Source organism: Fulvivirga sp. AWR4_260, from assembly GCF_056158185.1.
On the sequence record NZ_JBSWSU010000001.1, the window covers coordinates 317,109 to 333,209 of the forward strand.

A 16,101-nucleotide genomic window follows, 5' to 3' on the forward strand; every position below is an offset into this window, starting at 1 on the left:
CATACTAAGGCTTATTATTTACATACATTTCAAGCTAAACGGACTGTTGCGATTACTAACAGTAAAGCATCTTTCCCTCATGGTGGCAGCTACACCAAGCCAGTTAACCTTTTTAGGCCTGTAACATATTGGTAACGTTTCAATATCCTATTTTCTAATTAATCTATTCAAGCCGAGAGATCACTCCACCAAGTCCTAATACTGCCTCGCTTATTTTATAACACTACCAATAATTGAATTTCAAAACAACAGCTCTGCGAGTAAATCACATAGATTTATTGCAGTCTATATAAAAAAGAAGGGCTTGTAGAATTACAAGCCCTCTTAGGTATGACATTTCATTTTAGTTGGGTTTAGGTGTGGTGTGGGTTTAGGTTTAGGTATTTTTAAAATGTCAGTATCATACACAAAACGACATCCGGTGGTTGAATCCCGAATGCTTGTGCAACTTAACACTAAAACATTTGATAAGACTTACTACTTTAGAAAAGTGGTAGAATTTACCGATGAATTACCGAGAATGAAGATTAAAAGTTTAGACCAAAAATCACATGTTTACACCTTGTAAATAACACTTAAACCAGATACGTAAATATTAAAATAAAAAAATATTTCAATACAATATGTTAATCTAGCATGGCCACCACTCTGGCAGGGGCTGCAGATGCTCCAACTATTTTTAGAGGGAAAACAGCAACCTTAAAACCAGAATAAGGCAGTGCGTCTAGGTTAACTAACTGCTCCATATGGCAATACTCCTTTTGCTGCCCCACTAAGTGCGCCTCCCAAAATACTTTATCATCTCCGCCTTCTTTTGCCTTTTTTATTTGATAGGGCAATGGTAGATCCCACCCCCAGCTATCTATCCCCATCACTTTTACACCTTTATCTATTAGCCAAGCTGTAGCTTCTGCACTCATTCCGGTGCCTATCTTATGAAAATCTTTAGTGCCATTATATTTATCCCTACCCGTTTTTATAAGAACAATCATTTCAGGTTGCACCTCTAGTTGCTGCTGTGCCAAAAACGTTTCAATATCATTAACCGTAATTTCCTCAAAATCTGGCTTATGTTTCATATCTATCACCAGACCATTTCCATAGCACCACTCTAACGGTACCTGATCAATAGTTTTCGCGGGTTGCCCATTGCAAGTAGGAGAATAATGCCACGGAGCATCAATATGGGTGGTTGAGTGCACTCCCATTTTTTCAATAGTATCATCCGCCCAACCTATAAAATTCTTAGGAAACAGCTTAAAAGGAAGCCCAAGCAACCTAATAAGCCATTTAGCTTTATGATGAGGCTTATGTTTAATTTTCACCTTCATAAACCAAGGGTCTTCTTTATTATATTGAATGGGCTTAGATAGATCAATGATTTTCATTTTTTAAAGGAATAAGTTGGGTAATTATTAAAATGAACTACTTCGAATCTAATTTATACATGGCATCAGCAAACTGTTTACCAAGATCTATATAGCCATTACTATCATAGTGCCATGGATCTGAATACTTGTAATACCTTGTGGTTCTAACTATGGCCGCATTTGCATCTGTACGCGCATATTTCTCCTCAGCATACTGCACTAATTCCGCATGATCCCATACTTTTCCATCTTTGTCATCATTCCAAGAATCAGAGATTTTACCCAACACTACAGGTAAGTCATCAGTCCACAATGCAGCTCTTACCAAATCCATTAGTCTTTTAAGGTTAAAATAATACCTATTTGCAATATCTTCGGTAAAGCTGGCATCAGCCTCTCCTTGCATCCACACTATACCCATAGGTACTAGCTCTTCTGGCTTACCATCTCCATCAATATCAGTATGGGTCATGGCATTTTTTACAGTAGTTAAAAATTGATCGTATTGGTTAAGACCACCTTTACCGTTAAAATCAGGCTCCCAGCTACCTGCCCAGCTTGCGGCCAAGCTGTCAATGGAAGTACCACCTCTTGAATATTTGATAACTGCAATAATATCATTAGGGTATAGGCGCTGCAACTCCTTTACAAAAGACAACTCTACTCCAAACCTATCGCTATGCTGGTTACCCTTACCATCTACATAAAAACCAGTGCCATGCCCGGGCCTGAGCTTCTCCCAAGTACCTACACCTCCCCCAGACTTTCCATCCTCCACGGTATTACCATGAAAGATGTAAGCATTTTTAAACGGCTTATTTAGTGAGTCGGGCAAATCTTTGACATAACCGTGCCCATCCATATTGGATTGGCCTCCGAGAAAATAAACACGAACCTTCTTGGGGGCTTTATTCTTCTGAGCTGAGGCTGCTGGAGAACAAAAAATAATTGAGCAGAATAAAAGTACTAAAGTTTTAATATCCATAGCAGTAGTAATATTTAGTGAGGCACTAAATTTACTACAGTAATTAAAACCCTACCTTATATAAAAGCTATTTTTCTATTTCTAAAGATATGGTAGAGCCTGTATCTTGCAGTAATTTAACTTTTTCCAACAATTGATCTATTAACCCTATTTTCACCTCTGCCTGCATGGCACAATCAGCCGTAAATTGCTGGTCAATAATATTTAGCTCAAAGTCACTAACCAAACGCATAACTTCGTTGGTATCATCATAATTATAAAGCAGCCTTAGAGGCTCTTTAACTTCTACCTTTAGCAAGGTGGCATTATTTAAGGCCTCTTCTGCAGAAATTTTATATGCGTTAATTAAACCACTTACGCCCAATTTAGTGCCTCCAAAATACCTCACCACCACAACCAAAACATCTGTTAAATTTTTAGAATTGATTTGACCTAGTATAGGATCTCCTGCAGAATGATTAGGTTCACCATCATCGTTGGCTCTAAACTGTTTCCGCTCTGCGCCCAACATAAAAGCATAACAATGGTGACGGGCATCGTAATATTGTTTTTTTAATTCCTCCAGCCTTTCTTTAATTTCTTCCTCATTGGCTACATGATAAGCATAAGCAATAAATTTACTTCCTTTCTCTTTATATAATCCTTCTCCTACCGAATCTATAGTATGATAATACTCTACTAGCTCACTCATTATATGCTTATATTTTTACTAACATTATTAAGAAATAACACTTTATTAGCCTCTTGCTACGCTACAAAGAAAAAATCTCTTGATATGAAATACAAAGAATTGCCAAAACTGCGAGCAATAAGCCAAGTCTATTAAGCCATGATAAGTGCTCTTTAAAGAACAGTACTGACGCACCCGCTGCTAAAATAATAATACCGATGTTAATTATCGGATAAACAAAAGCCCCATCATTATTAAAGGAAGAGAGTGCCAATAGCAAGCAGTAAATGGAAAAATAGTTAATAATACCTAAGACCACACCCCCAATTACACTTTTTAACGCTAACTTTTCTCTTTTAAAAACAAGAGAAACTAACCCCATTAATGCCGCTGCACTAAATATTACTATCGGAAACACACCCATTTCACGAGTGGTAAGGTAATGGTGGTTAGTATAGTTCATAATAGAATCTAAAAAACCTCCTAAACCAAATATCAATACAGGCAAAAACATTACCCAGCCTTTTACCTGGCTTCGCTCTAGCTTCTGAGGCTTATAAGAACTTAGGACTATAGCTAACACCGAAATGGCCATTCCTATATAATTGACTGGGGTATAATCTTTAGTTTTAATATTGAGAATGAGTAAGCTGGATAAAACAGGTATTACTAATGACATTTTGCTGGAAATAGTAGCAACCGTCATACTAAATTTCTGTGTGGTTAGTGCCATAAGGTAAAACGTAAGCATAAAAAACACACCTACTCCCACACCAATATAAACCCATGGTTTTAATTGAACTACATCAATAAAAGGCTCATAGCTATCTATAAAAATTAGCCCCGTAGGCACACAAATGCAGTAGTTAATAGTAATAGCCTGCAGTGTATTAAGATTATATTTCGCAAATAATCTAAAACATGTAAAAAGCCCTAAATTGGCCAGTACGCAAAGAATAACACCTATCATTTTATTATTATATATGATGCAATTATAAAAGTTATTACAACAAGCTGTAACTTTTATTATCAAAAATAGTCTAACCTATGTGCAACCCTCAAGAGAAAGCTTGGTCATTAGAAAAAACAACTTACAATAATGAAAAACTTATTTACACTAATCTTAATATGCACCGCTTTCACTTCATGGGCTCAAAAAACAGAATCAAGAAATTTAAGTGGTTTTACTGAAATTAAAATTGCCACTTCGGGAGATTTTCACTTAAAGCAAGGGAATAGCTTTAAGGTGGAATTAAAAGGTGACGATGATGTGTTAGAAGAAATAGAGACCGTGGTAAAAGGTAATACATTATCTATTCGCAAAAAAATGCAATCTAACGGCAAATGGAACTGGGGCAATAGTGGATCTATTACAGCATATATAACACTTCCTAAATTAGAAGATGTTACTATCGCAGGATCTGCCAAGGTAAACACTGAAAACAACTTTAAAACTGACAACTTAGACTTAACCATTAGCGGCAGTGGTAAATTTGAAGGCAGTGTAGAAGCTACTAACATTGAAATTAGAATAGCAGGGTCTGGCAATGTGATATTACAAGGAAAAGCATCTTTTGTAAGCTCCCATATTAGTGGATCGGGCTCGGTAGATAGTGAAAATTTAGCCACCAAAAAGCTTGAAGCAAAAATAGCTGGGTCAGGAAGCTGCAAAATAGAAGTAGAGGAATCAATAGAGGCTCGCATTAGCGGCAGCGGATCCGTTTACTACAAAGGGTCTCCTAACCACGTGGATGCACTCACATCAGGCAGCGGAAAAGTTAAAAAACTTTAGAACAACAAGGTCAAATCTCAAATAAGGATGGAGGTGTTAGCAATAACACCTCTTTTCTGTTTTAACAGGCAGACACATTATGATTAAGCCAAAAGCTACATATATTATCTACCGCACTGATAAACTCATCGAACTCAATAGGCTTAACAATGTAAGCATTAGCTCCTAGGTTATATGATTTATCAATATCAGCATGAGATTGAGAAGAGGTGAAAATAATGGTAGGAATGCACCTGATTATTTCATTCTCCTTAATTTTTTTAAGTATATCTAACCCCGAAACTTTAGGGAGTTTCAAGTCCAACAATATCATTTTAGGAAGAGCTATTTCAGCATTATCAATTAACTGATCAAAAAACAATTCTGCTTCATAACCATCATTGAACACCAGATACTGCAAGTTCTTATGCCTATTTTTAACACCATCTAGAATTAGCTCTAAATCATCAGCGCTATCTTCTATAATTACATAATCCAAACCTTCCATTATATTATGGGTAATTCAAAAAATATAGTAGTACCTTTTCCTTCTTGAGATTCTGCCCATATTTTTCCACCATGTTTATTTATAATTTGTTTTGCTATTGCCAACCCTACCCCTACACTTGTATTACTCTGGTCACTGGTTAATCTTTGAAACACTTCAAATACCTTTTCTGCAAACATTTGATCAAAGCCGATACCATTATCCTTAACATAATATGTAGGCGTATCGTTTTGCACATCGCATCCCACTTGTATTTTTAGCTGAACATCGGGCTTTCTATACTTGATAGAATTACTCAGTAAATTATTAAGAACTTGCTTCAGCATAGATCTATCAGCATATATGGCAGGCATATTCTCATCTATTTCTGTATCAAATGCTATTTCATAACTCTCATTAAGGTCATTTATTATCTCCTTTAACAAAGAGCCTAAAGATATTTTCACCTTATAAATCTCAGTTGTATTAATTCTGGAAAATTTAAGCAGCTCATCAATCAATCGGCCCATTTTCTGAGCATTTGCTTTAATCACATTCAGAAAGCGTAGCTCATCATCACCAGTCACCACACCGCTCATTCGCAGCTTTTCGCTAAAACCTATTATTGCCCTCAATGGAGCTCGTAAGTCATGAGACACAGTGTATGTAAACGCTTCTAGGTCTTTATTAACCTCCTCTAGCTCTCTTGTTTTTTCTATCAGCTTACTTTCATTCTCCTTCAGGTCAGTAAGATCCGAAATAATAACCAGTAGACTATCCACCTCCCTAGCTTCTGTATACTCTGGTACAATATAAAAAAGCCCACACTGCTGCTGGTTTAACCCTTGAAATTTCAACTCTAGTTTAGTAAAGCACTTTTCATCACGCGACCTTTTAAGTCCTTCTACAAATTTATTTAATGAGAGCCTAGGCCAGCCCACCTCTTCTACAGACTTACCTACATACTCGTTTGTAGGCTTTTGAGTGAAAATTTCAATAGCATCATTCACAAATAAGTATTTCAAACCCTTACTTAGCCTAATTATCACATTAGGAGAATGCTGCACAAGTGTTCTAATTCTCTTTTCAGAAACCTTTAGCTGAGTAAGCAATTCATCTTGTTCATCTTTAGATTTAGTTAAAGCTAAATTTGCAGACACCATCTCTTCGTTCATCACTTCCAGCTCCTCATTAAGCTTCTGCAGCTTTATTTCTTTGTCTTTAAGTTCAGTAATATCTCTACTAACACTTAAAATGGAAACGAGCTCCCCCTCTTTGATCTCGGGTGTTAATATCACATATGTGTAGCTATCACCTACCTCAGTAATAAAACTCACCTTTTTCAGGTGCTGCTGTACTATTTTTATATTCCTGCTGTAAAGTCTTTTTTTGGGTACAGGCAGCTCCATATCTAAAATAGATTTACCTTGGTAGTCCTTTTCATCTAGCTTCCATCGAGCAGCATTTAAACTATTAATATATATTAGCTTCCCACCTGCGTCAAACCGAGCAATACCATCAGGCATATGCTCGAGCAAAGTCCTTAGAAAATTAGTAGTATTGCTCAGCTTTTCTTTGAGCTGAATCAGTTCTGTCAGATCTCTACCCTCAGTTAAAATGCCCACCATAAGACCATCATCGTCATACACTGGCCTTACTGAAAAGTCTATAAAAATAAGACCACCTTTAATAATAATCTCTAATGAATGCCTTACATACTCACCTTTTCCTGCTCTTGCTATTGCTTGTTTTACCTTAAGCCTGTCATCATCAGTTTTCCACCATTGCCTTGTCCATAAAAGCTCTCCAAGCTGTTCCGCCTCTGATGTTCCTATAACTTTAACTGCACTATCATTAATCTTTAACAGCCTACCATCAGCATCGGTAAAAGCCAATAATTTAAATTCATAATTGTGATTAACAATTTTATCTAGCGCTCTTGATGTCTTGGTAAGTCTTTTTTCCTGCCATTTTTTTTCAGAAATATCATCAAATGTCACCAGCAGGTGGTGCCCCATTTTTTTTACATTATACCTGAACCAACATTCTTTTTCAGCAATAAAAAACTGGCTTTCGGAATGGTACTCAGCTGCGGTTTTATAAGTCTGAACATATTGAAGCAATAATTCATCAGTTACAAACGGAAAAACAGCGGACAGTAACTTGCCCTCTGCACTCAAAGCTCCAAGAAGCCGACCTCCTTTTTCATTGATAAAATCGACTCGAAAATCAACGATATCATTCTGTGAATCAACTTCAGGTATAAGTTGCAATATTCCTACATCTACAAAGTTTAAGACCTCGCTCATAGATGCAGAAATTAATATTTTAAGGCAGTGGGTATAATCATATGCACAGGATAATTGTACAATAAAGATATATCAAATTCCATATATACCCCAGTAAGTACCCTGATTTATCCTATAATTATTTTTAAGATTGAGCTTTCTGGGTGTTTAACTTGCGTATAGTCAGGAAAATATAGCTCATTATCGCTAACAAAGCTCCAATTAAGAACACCATTGGGAAATTAGCCGCATCATTATCATAAATCTCACCTGAAATTAATGCCCCTAGCATAATGCCTAACTCTAAAGCAATAAACGCAGTAGCCATGCCCCTACCTCTATGTTCAGGCTTACACCTATCTACCACCCAAGCATAAACTGTAGGAGTGTTCATGCCAGTACCTAAGCCAAAAACTGCAGCCCCCGCTAAAAACATCTGAATGTTATTGGCCATACCGGTAATTAACATGCCTGCCGCATAAAGAAGTGAAGCAACCCTTAATACCTTCTCTCGTCCATATTTATCTGACGCTTTACCAGCAAACAAACGTACCGCCAAAGATGAAAGAGTGTAGATACCAAAATAAATTCCTTTATTATTATACCCTAAATACTCAGTAAAATCAGGAATAACCGTTAGCACTATGCCAAAAGAAAAAATGTTAAGCCCCATAACTATGGCAGGAGCTATAGCCATTTTATCATATAACTCATCCTTTTTCAGCTTCAGATGAGATAACTTAAAACGCTCAGGGTTAGGTAAACTTTCTTTCATCCCTATTAGTATAAGAATAGAAAGAATAGCGAAGGCGGAGGAAGTGTAAAACATCACATCCATAGAAAACCAAATTTTAATTTGGCTACCTAGCGCTGGTCCACTAGCCATTCCTAATGTACCAAAAATGCCACTTAGCCCTAATGCCTCTCCTCTTTTCTGAAATGGAACAATATCGGCCACGTATGCCACTGTACCCGTGGGTTTAAACCCGGTAGAAAAGCCATGAAAGAACCTAAGCAAAAAAAAGCCTGCTACAGAACTGATCATAGGGTAGGCAAAACCTATAATAAAACAAACAGACGCCCCTGTAATCATAACAGGTATACGACCAATCTTATCTGTAAGCTTGCCACTAAAAGGCCGGGAAATAAGTGCTGTTAAAGTAAATAATGATATAATTAAGCCTTTATACTCTTCACCCCCCAGTGAAGTTAAGTAACCGGGAAGCTCAGGGATGATCATATTAAAACTAGCAAAAAATAGGTATGAGCTACAGCAAAGCAACCAAAATTGTAAAGTATAAGTTTTGGTTCTTGTAGGTGAATCCGCTTCTATCATATCAAAGAATAAAGCCACTACCTAACGATAGTGGCTTTGCATAATTAATTGTCTTTCTTGTTATCTTGATACCCAAGTAGAAATGCTTTAATGTAATCATCCAGATCACCATCTAGCACATTTTGAACATCCGTTCGTTCTACTGCCGTTCGGGCATCTTTAATTAACTTGTAAGGGTGCAGTACATAATTTCTGATTTGCGACCCAAAGTCAATTTTCATTTTTGAACTTTCAATTTTGTCTCGGGCAGCATTTCGCTTTTCAATCTCCATCTGATACAAACGAGATTTAAGCATTTTCATAGCTCGCTCTCTGTTGGCCAGCTGCGATCGCTCCACCTGACATACAATTACAATACCTGTAGGCTTGTGCGTTAACTGTACTTTAGTCTCTACTTTGTTAACGTTCTGTCCACCAGCACCACCAGACCTTGATGTTTGCATTTCTATATCTGCCGGATTGATATCTATTTCAATATCGTCATCAACTATTGGCGAAACATATACTGATGCAAAAGAGGTATGCCTTCTTCCTCCTGAATCAAAAGGAGAAATACGCACTAGCCTATGCACTCCTATTTCAGATTTAAGGTTTCCGTAAGCAAATTCACCCTCTATTTCAAGAGTAGCGGATTTAATACCTGCTACATCTCCAGGCTGATAGTTTACCTGCCTCACCTTGTAACCGTGAGACTCGCCCCACATAATGTACATCCGGTTCAGTATGTCAGACCAATCCTGACTCTCTGTACCTCCAGCACCGGGGTTAATTTCTAAGATGGCACCTAGCTGATCTTCTTCACCGCTAAGCATCTTTTTGAACTCCAGATCTTCAACGGCCTTTTCTGCTTTTGCATATTCAGTGTTGATCTCCTCCTCACTTACCTCGTCCATTTCGTAAAACTCATTGAGAGTTTCCAAATCTTCCATCAACTGCTGAACATTAGCAAAGCTGTCAGTCCATACTTTTTTAGATCTTATTTCTTTTAATATTTTTTCGGCTTCATCGGGCTTATCCCAAAAACCTGGCTGCGCTGTTACCAGCTCTTCTTCTTTGACTTCGGCTAATTTCTTATCGTAGTCAAAGATACCTCCTCAAGGCCTCTACGCGCGCCTTCAAGTCTTTCAACTCGTCTGTAGTCATAATTTTATAAAGATTATGTTCTGTGGTTAAAAATTGCAAATCTATGATTTAAAGAATTAATAAATGCAGAAGCACACTAATTTATATTTAGTATTCATCTACCCTCAAAATAAAGCGCCTCCCGGGCTTTATCTTTTTCTTCTTTAAGATATAAACTAATAAGGCTCCAGTGAGCAACACACCACTGACCAATAAACTTTTCTTTTCGAATTGAAAATCATTATTGATCAAATCCATTGGCACGTATCCAATTCCTGCTATAGCTAAATAGACTATTGCAGTTCCTCCAAGTCCATAATTAACCTTCGTACTAATATCAATAGATTGTATTTCGCTTAACTGAATTTTGCTATCCTTAATTTTAATAAAGTCATCACCCAATCCTTCCAGCTCAGCCTCAACCCAATACTTGTCTCCAACCAATTTTAATTTGATAGGATCTCCTATCTTAAAATAATACTTAGCCTCACGCATAGGCTTGGCTATTATCAACTTATTTTGAGCTTTTAAAGATGATGTGCAAAAAATAGCAGAATTAGCAAATAGAAAAAGGCACGAAAGTTATTCATAGAATAATATAAATAAAAAAAGGCCGCTTAAAGCGGCCTTTTTTTATTTATATTTTGTGGAGCCAACCGAATTTATCTTCGGCACGACCGTACTTAATATCATCCAATGCTTTTAATACTTTGTTGGAGAATTCTCTTTCCTCCACTTTCGGCAACTGATAATCTTTACCCTTGTAGCCTATCAATTCTATATGTGCTATGGTAGCTGCCGTTCCGGCACCAAATGCTTCTTGAAGTCTTCCCTCCTCAATGGCAGTAATCACTTCTTCTACTTCCACTTTTCTCTCTTCTACTTCCATACCCCAATCTCTAGCCAACGTAACTACACTGTTTCGGGTAATTCCGTTAAGGATAGTATCTCCAGTAGCAGGCGTAACTAATTTACCATCAATTATAAACATCAGGTTCATAGTACCTGACTCCTCCACATATTTATGTTCTTTACCGTCAGTCCAGATCAGCTGGTCATACCCTTTCTCCTGAGCTAATTTAGCGGGGTAAATAGCAGGACCATAGTTACAACCCGTTTTACACGCGCCACTACCGCCTTCTACCGCTCTTACAAACTCAGTTTCTATTTTCACTTTTACCGGCTTAGCGTAATATGAACCTACCGGACAAGTGATGATCATAAACTTATAATTTTGCGATGGTCTAATACCAATATAATCATCAGCCGAAATAACAAATGGCCTGATGTATAATGATGTTCCTGCAACACTTGGCACCCAATCTTTATCTAAATCGATAAGCGCATTTAATCCATCATAGTAAATATTTTCAGGAAGCTCAGGCATGCACATTCTTCTAGCAGAAAAATTGAGTCTTTCCAAGTTTTTATCGGGCCTGAAAACGAAAACATCTCCATTATCGTGCTTGTAAGCTTTTAACCCTTCAAAAATAGAAATACCGTAATGTAAAGCAGGGTTAGCTGGACTAATAGCTATTGGCGCATATGGTTTAATATTAAAATTTTTCCATTCTGCATCTACAAAGTCAGCTGCAAACATGTGGTCAGAGTAAATATGACCAAATTGTATATTGTTAAAATCTACAAGGTTAATTTTACTTTGTTCGATTTTTTCAACGTGTATATTACGTGTATCTATCATAATCTAAAGGTTTTTCATGCCTTTATAGGCAAAACAAAAATATTAAAAAAAAACCAGTAATCTGATTATGACAATTACATTTTTGGGGTCCAGGGAGTTTCTTCTACACCCAGCTCTTGCGTTACTTTACGTGATAGCACAAATAAGTAATCTGAAAGCCTGTTTAAATACTGTAACACCTTCACTTCCACGGCATCTAACTGAGACAATCCCACCGCCAACCGTTCTGCTCTGCGGCACACACACCTAGCAATATGAGTATATGAAACTACGGTGTGCCCTCCTGGCAACACAAAGCTTTTCATTGCAGGCAACTCCGTTTCCATTTGGTCTATTTCATTTTCAAGGGAGGTGATATCCTCATCTGACATAGAAGGCACTTTTACTTTCGTATTGCCCGGCTCTGTAGCCAAGATAGACCCAATAGTAAATAGCCTATCCTGAATCTCTACTAAAATATCTTTTCGCTTATGGTTTACCTCTTGGTCTCTTAGCAACCCAATGTAGGAATTGAGCTCATCAATAGTACCATATGTTTCTATTCTTAAATCTGATTTTGCAACTCTTGAGCCTCCAAACAAAGAAGTCTGGCCTGCATCTCCTGTTTTTGTATATACTTTCATTAAACTCTTTCTGGTGTCCTTGTCACATCAGTATTAATCTCATCGGTTTCTACCAACCCATCACGCAACCTGATTATACGATGAGCATAATGTGCAATATCATCTTCGTGGGTAACCATTATAATAGAATTACCTTTATCGTGTAACTGCTGAAAAAGATCCATAATATCATATGAAGTTTTGGTATCTAAGTTACCTGTAGGCTCATCAGCAAGTATTATACTAGGGTTATTTACCAATGCCCTGGCAATGGCCACACGCTGCCTTTGCCCCCCTGATAGCTCGTTAGGTTTATGGTGAGCCCTTTCGGCTAAGCCTACATTATTTAAGGCTTCTATAGCTATTTCATCTCTCTCAGACTTTGAATAGCCTGCATAGATGAGCGGCAGAGCTACATTATCGATAGAAGAAGATCTAGGCAAAAGATTAAAAGTTTGAAACACAAACCCGATTTCTTTATTTCTGATCACCGCCAGCTCATTCTCAGTCAAATCACTAACATCATGATTATTAAGAATATAAGAACCTCCAGAGGGAGTATCTAAACAGCCTATAATGTTCATTAAAGTAGATTTACCAGAACCAGAAGGCCCCATAAAAGCCACATACTCTCCTTTATCAATGCTTATTGAAATAGATTTCAAGGCTTTTACCGTTTGGTTACCCATGGTATATACCTTCGAAATATCGTGTGTTTCAATTATTTTAGTCATAGCTATAAAACTCTATAAAGTTTAATGTCTCCAAGGAACTACCCTAAATAACGTAATCTGTATTTAAACTATTTAATGTTATTCCTTAAGCGGTTCAAAACCCAAATAAAAGCATAAGATTATCTTCAGACTTTTACCGGCTGTATAAAATTGAGGGTTTTCGCAACCACCACTTCATCTTTCAATATGCGTGTGTGTCCCAAGCCTTTAGTAACTATAAATTCGGCAGAAGGGTAAAGCTCCTTAATCAGCTGACTTTGATCTATAGACACTTCATAATCATTCTCGTCATGTATAAGCAGTAGCTCAATGGGCCTCACTTTTGTAATAATGGCCGAAGCTGCATATTCTACAAAAGAAACACCATTTGCCTTTTTAAACTCTTCATTAAAATAATCTCTGCACTTATCTGAAGCATTGGCAATACGCTGAAACTGCCATACAATTCTATTGGCGTCTGTAGGGCTGCTGATCATAATCAGCTTATCGGTTTTCATTCCATTGTTAATAGCATGCAAACAAGCAACACCGCCTAAAGAGTGCCCCACTACCATTTCAAAATCACCATACTTTTTCCTTAGCAGTTCTATAATATCTATAAACTCTAGCAAATAAGTGGTTTTACCTTCAGATAAGCCATGCGCAGGAGCATCAAATGAAATAACAGAATAGCCTGCCTGATTAAACGGTGCGATAAACTTCCTAAACTGAGTTCCTCGTCCCATCCAGCCATGCACAAATAAAATAGGCTTCCCTTCGCCCCACTTATAGCATTGCACATTTTTGTTGTTATAGCTCAGCTGAAACATCTCTGCTTCTTCACGAGCATCCACCTCCCCATGCGGCACTTTATATTTTAATGGTTTATAAAACATATTAACAAACCACCTGTGAGCCAACCATGGCACAACTTTTTCTACCACAGGAAAAACAGAGCCTATGACCCTAATAGCCAGCGGTGGTTTAATTGTTTTTTTCTTCATCTCTTAATCGATTATCCACTCAAAATCTTTATCCTTTACTTTTTCCCCCTTCGCATTAAAAGTACGCTCCACAAACCTGACATGATTATCATAGTCCACCAATATTATGGTAGAACACCGCGTACCATAATCAGCACTTTTAATAAACATTGGAGAAAGCATTTTTTCCATTTTCAGCCCAACACCTGTATCAGGCAAATATTGTTCATCAGCCTCCTGATAGTCATATAACACATGAAAAAGATCTTCATCTTTAATAGTGTTAAGCTCATTCAGACCATGCATTTTTTTAATGCCTTTCTTAACTTTTGGCCAAGAGGTATCCAAAAGTGCATTGCTCAGCCCATGTATCCCATTAGGCACTTTCACTATGTCATTACCATAATTACCATAGTAATACAGCTGATCAACATCCCCTGCCAAAAAATTGAATCCATTATAGTCCGCACCTCTTGTTTGAAGATTATGCATATAACCATATGCATTTTGCTTTTCCACCAAGTAATCGGAAACGATATGCCCACGAGAAGGTGCTTTTGTTTTTATTCGGCTCAAATCTCGGTAATTGGTAAGCATCCCTATTTTCCCATCTGTGGTTATCCCCATCCATGTGCCACCAGCTTCTAGGTCTTTGCCTGCCAAAACATGCTTTTGATTGCCCCAATAACTTGCCGGAGAGGTCTTTCGAGAGAAAAACTCATCTCTATTAGCAGCTACTATCAATTTATATTTTTCATGCTCATGATGAGAGAAGAGTATTAAGCACATATTAATTTCAATATTATTTTCTCTCAAACAACTCCAGTTGGTCTGGAAGCAACCTGAATGACTTCCTGTGATATTCCGTAACGCCATGCGCTCTTATTGCATTTCTATGAGCTACTGTAGGGTAGCCAACGTTAGACTGCCATTGATATTCAGGAAATTCTTCCGCCAAGGCATACATATAATCGTCACGGTATGTTTTTGCCAAAATAGATGCTGCCGCAATAGACATATACTTACCATCTCCTTTTATGATACACTCAAATGGAATATCGTTATGAGCTTTATACCTATTACCATCTATCAACAACAATTCGGGCACAGTAGTTAGCTGATCTACAGACCTGTTCATGGCCAAATAAGAGGCATTAAGTATATTAACTTTGTCTATCTCTTCATGATCAACAAATGACACCGCCCAGGCAATAGCGTCTTTCTCCACATCTGCTTTCAGGGTTTCTCTTTGTTTTTTCGATAGCTGCTTAGAATCATTTAAAAGCTCATGTTTATAATCTCGGGGTAGGATTACCGCAGCTGCCACTACTGGCCCGGCAAGACACCCCCTGCCAGCTTCATCGCAACCAGCTTCTATTTTATCATCAGAAAAAAAAGGTAATAGCATATATACAAAAATAGGTTTATTGATGCTATTTGTAAAAAGACCTTTCATTTTTTACAGCGCTTGCGCTATTCTACATTAATAGACCAAAAATTTGATATTTTTGCTGTATGGCGAAGCACAGAAACCCTTGGAAAACACTCTCAAAAAGAAAAATATATGATAACCCATGGATTTCATTAGAAGAGCATGATATTATTAATCCTGGTGGTGGAGAAGGAATCTACGGAAAAGTCTTATTCAAAAATAAAGCAATAGGAATAGTGCCTGTAGACGAAGAAGGTAACACATGGCTAGTGGGACAATACCGTTATACTTTAGATGAATACACATGGGAAATTCCGGAAGGTGGTGGGCCCTCCAATGAAACTGCGCTTGAAGCCGCTCAAAGGGAGCTAAAGGAAGAAACTGGATTTACTGCCAACAATTGGGAAATGATTATGCGCTTTCACACCTCAAATTCAGTGACCGATGAAATTGGCTTTATTTACATGGCTACGGGACTAACTGCCGGAGAAAGAGATCTAGAAGAGTCAGAGTCTGACCTTGCACTTAAAAAAGTGCCCTTTGAAGAAGCCTTAAGAATGGTTATGGATCAGGAAATAACCGACAGCTTAAGCGTTGCAGGCATCTTAAAAGTAGCGAGACTTCTCGGCATTTAATTTCA

The 16,101-nt window shown here is 37.5% G+C and carries 17 protein-coding genes; 2 read left to right on the forward strand and 15 right to left on the reverse strand.

Annotated features, from left to right (window positions below):
* Positions 1–626 precede the first annotated feature (626 nt).
* From ACXACQ_RS01400 to ACXACQ_RS01415, 4 genes are all read right to left on the reverse strand, one after another.
* Positions 627–1,388, reverse strand: coding sequence for a cyclase family protein (locus tag ACXACQ_RS01400; RefSeq protein ID WP_474974129.1), 762 nt, complete (start codon positions 1,386–1,388; stop codon positions 627–629).
* A gap of 37 nt (positions 1,389–1,425) precedes the next feature.
* Entirely contained in the window at positions 1,426–2,355 is a 930-nt protein-coding gene (locus ACXACQ_RS01405; protein WP_474974130.1) for a sialate O-acetylesterase, read from the reverse strand.
* Between the two features lie 67 nt (positions 2,356–2,422).
* The gene (locus tag ACXACQ_RS01410) at positions 2,423–3,046 is read right to left on the reverse strand and encodes an IMPACT family protein (RefSeq protein ID WP_474974131.1); all 624 of its coding nucleotides are present in this window, start codon (positions 3,044–3,046) and stop codon (positions 2,423–2,425) included.
* 61 nt (positions 3,047–3,107) lie between these two features.
* Positions 3,108–3,995: a hypothetical protein gene (locus ACXACQ_RS01415; RefSeq protein WP_474974132.1), complete on the reverse strand. Its 888-nt coding sequence runs from the start codon at positions 3,993–3,995 to the stop codon at positions 3,108–3,110.
* 129 nt (positions 3,996–4,124) lie between these two features.
* Between ACXACQ_RS01415 and ACXACQ_RS01420 the strand changes: the two genes are divergently transcribed.
* Positions 4,125–4,817, forward strand: a complete 693-nt coding sequence (locus tag ACXACQ_RS01420) for a head GIN domain-containing protein (protein ID WP_474974133.1) — start codon at positions 4,125–4,127, stop codon at positions 4,815–4,817.
* Positions 4,818–4,878: 61 nt separating this feature from the next.
* Here ACXACQ_RS01420 and ACXACQ_RS01425 read toward each other — a convergent pair whose 3' ends face one another.
* The 11 genes from ACXACQ_RS01425 to ACXACQ_RS01475 form a co-directional block, all read right to left on the reverse strand.
* Positions 4,879–5,304 carry a response regulator gene (locus ACXACQ_RS01425; RefSeq protein ID WP_474974134.1) on the reverse strand — a complete coding sequence of 142 codons (426 nt, stop codon included), beginning with the start codon at positions 5,302–5,304 and terminating at the stop codon, positions 4,879–4,881.
* Positions 5,304–7,592 (reverse strand): PAS domain-containing sensor histidine kinase, encoded by a 2,289-nt coding sequence (locus ACXACQ_RS01430; RefSeq protein WP_474974135.1) that lies wholly within the window; start codon positions 7,590–7,592, stop codon positions 5,304–5,306. The genes ACXACQ_RS01425 and ACXACQ_RS01430 overlap by 1 nt, the downstream gene beginning before the upstream one ends.
* Before the next feature lie 124 nt (positions 7,593–7,716).
* Positions 7,717–8,907, reverse strand: coding sequence for an MFS transporter (locus ACXACQ_RS01435; RefSeq protein WP_474974136.1), 1,191 nt, complete (start codon positions 8,905–8,907; stop codon positions 7,717–7,719).
* A gap of 44 nt (positions 8,908–8,951) precedes the next feature.
* A protein-coding gene (gene prfB / locus ACXACQ_RS01440; RefSeq protein ID WP_474974137.1) for a peptide chain release factor 2 occupies positions 8,952–10,050 on the reverse strand; the annotation gives its coding sequence in 2 pieces (ribosomal slippage) (positions 8,952–9,989 and positions 9,991–10,050; 1,098 coding nt in all).
* Between the two features lie 87 nt (positions 10,051–10,137).
* Positions 10,138–10,542, reverse strand: coding sequence for a hypothetical protein (locus tag ACXACQ_RS01445; RefSeq protein WP_474974138.1), 405 nt, complete (start codon positions 10,540–10,542; stop codon positions 10,138–10,140).
* 124 nt (positions 10,543–10,666) lie between these two features.
* Complete coding sequence (locus ACXACQ_RS01450) at positions 10,667–11,731, reverse strand: branched-chain amino acid aminotransferase (RefSeq protein ID WP_474974139.1); 1,065 nt, start codon at positions 11,729–11,731, stop codon at positions 10,667–10,669.
* Positions 11,732–11,805: 74 nt separating this feature from the next.
* The gene (locus ACXACQ_RS01455; RefSeq protein WP_474974140.1) at positions 11,806–12,354 is read right to left on the reverse strand and encodes a cob(I)yrinic acid a,c-diamide adenosyltransferase; all 549 of its coding nucleotides are present in this window, start codon (positions 12,352–12,354) and stop codon (positions 11,806–11,808) included.
* The gene (locus tag ACXACQ_RS01460) at positions 12,354–13,067 is read right to left on the reverse strand and encodes an ABC transporter ATP-binding protein (protein WP_474974141.1); all 714 of its coding nucleotides are present in this window, start codon (positions 13,065–13,067) and stop codon (positions 12,354–12,356) included. Before ACXACQ_RS01460 ends, ACXACQ_RS01455 begins: the two co-directional genes overlap by 1 nt.
* 125 nt (positions 13,068–13,192) lie before the next feature.
* Positions 13,193–14,050, reverse strand: a complete 858-nt coding sequence (locus ACXACQ_RS01465) for an alpha/beta fold hydrolase (protein ID WP_474974142.1) — start codon at positions 14,048–14,050, stop codon at positions 13,193–13,195.
* Between the two features lie 3 nt (positions 14,051–14,053).
* Positions 14,054–14,818: an NRDE family protein gene (locus tag ACXACQ_RS01470; protein WP_474974143.1), complete on the reverse strand. Its 765-nt coding sequence runs from the start codon at positions 14,816–14,818 to the stop codon at positions 14,054–14,056.
* Positions 14,819–14,831: 13 nt separating this feature from the next.
* Entirely contained in the window at positions 14,832–15,437 is a 606-nt protein-coding gene (locus ACXACQ_RS01475) for a ribonuclease HII (protein WP_474974144.1), read from the reverse strand.
* A gap of 107 nt (positions 15,438–15,544) precedes the next feature.
* Here ACXACQ_RS01475 and ACXACQ_RS01480 point away from each other — a divergent pair, with 107 nt between their 5' ends.
* On the forward strand, positions 15,545–16,096 hold the full coding sequence (locus ACXACQ_RS01480; RefSeq protein ID WP_474974145.1) for an NUDIX domain-containing protein: 552 nt from the start codon (positions 15,545–15,547) through the stop codon (positions 16,094–16,096).
* Positions 16,097–16,101: the final 5 nt, after the last annotated feature.

What these genes read in the sequence shown, in the direction of transcription:
- ACXACQ_RS01435 (WP_474974136.1), bottom strand. Translation starts at nt 8,907, where the DNA reads ATGATAGAAGCGGATTCACCTACAAGAACCAAAACTTATACTTTACAA.
- ACXACQ_RS01415 (WP_474974132.1), bottom strand. Translation starts at nt 3,995, where the DNA reads ATGATAGGTGTTATTCTTTGCGTACTGGCCAATTTAGGGCTTTTTACA.
- ACXACQ_RS01455 (WP_474974140.1), bottom strand. Translation starts at nt 12,354, where the DNA reads ATGAAAGTATATACAAAAACAGGAGATGCAGGCCAGACTTCTTTGTTT.
- ACXACQ_RS01400 (WP_474974129.1), bottom strand. Translation starts at nt 1,388, where the DNA reads ATGAAAATCATTGATCTATCTAAGCCCATTCAATATAATAAAGAAGAC.
- ACXACQ_RS01410 (WP_474974131.1), bottom strand. Translation starts at nt 3,046, where the DNA reads ATGAGTGAGCTAGTAGAGTATTATCATACTATAGATTCGGTAGGAGAA.
- ACXACQ_RS01425 (WP_474974134.1), bottom strand. Translation starts at nt 5,304, where the DNA reads ATGGAAGGTTTGGATTATGTAATTATAGAAGATAGCGCTGATGATTTA.
- ACXACQ_RS01450 (WP_474974139.1), bottom strand. Translation starts at nt 11,731, where the DNA reads ATGATAGATACACGTAATATACACGTTGAAAAAATCGAACAAAGTAAA.
- ACXACQ_RS01470 (WP_474974143.1), bottom strand. Translation starts at nt 14,818, where the DNA reads ATGTGCTTAATACTCTTCTCTCATCATGAGCATGAAAAATATAAATTG.
- ACXACQ_RS01405 (WP_474974130.1), bottom strand. Translation starts at nt 2,355, where the DNA reads ATGGATATTAAAACTTTAGTACTTTTATTCTGCTCAATTATTTTTTGT.
- ACXACQ_RS01430 (WP_474974135.1), bottom strand. Translation starts at nt 7,592, where the DNA reads ATGAGCGAGGTCTTAAACTTTGTAGATGTAGGAATATTGCAACTTATA.
- ACXACQ_RS01420 (WP_474974133.1), top strand. Translation starts at nt 4,125, where the DNA reads ATGAAAAACTTATTTACACTAATCTTAATATGCACCGCTTTCACTTCA.
- ACXACQ_RS01465 (WP_474974142.1), bottom strand. Translation starts at nt 14,050, where the DNA reads ATGAAGAAAAAAACAATTAAACCACCGCTGGCTATTAGGGTCATAGGC.
- ACXACQ_RS01460 (WP_474974141.1), bottom strand. Translation starts at nt 13,067, where the DNA reads ATGACTAAAATAATTGAAACACACGATATTTCGAAGGTATATACCATG.
- ACXACQ_RS01480 (WP_474974145.1), top strand. Translation starts at nt 15,545, where the DNA reads ATGGCGAAGCACAGAAACCCTTGGAAAACACTCTCAAAAAGAAAAATA.
- ACXACQ_RS01475 (WP_474974144.1), bottom strand. Translation starts at nt 15,437, where the DNA reads ATGCTATTACCTTTTTTTTCTGATGATAAAATAGAAGCTGGTTGCGAT.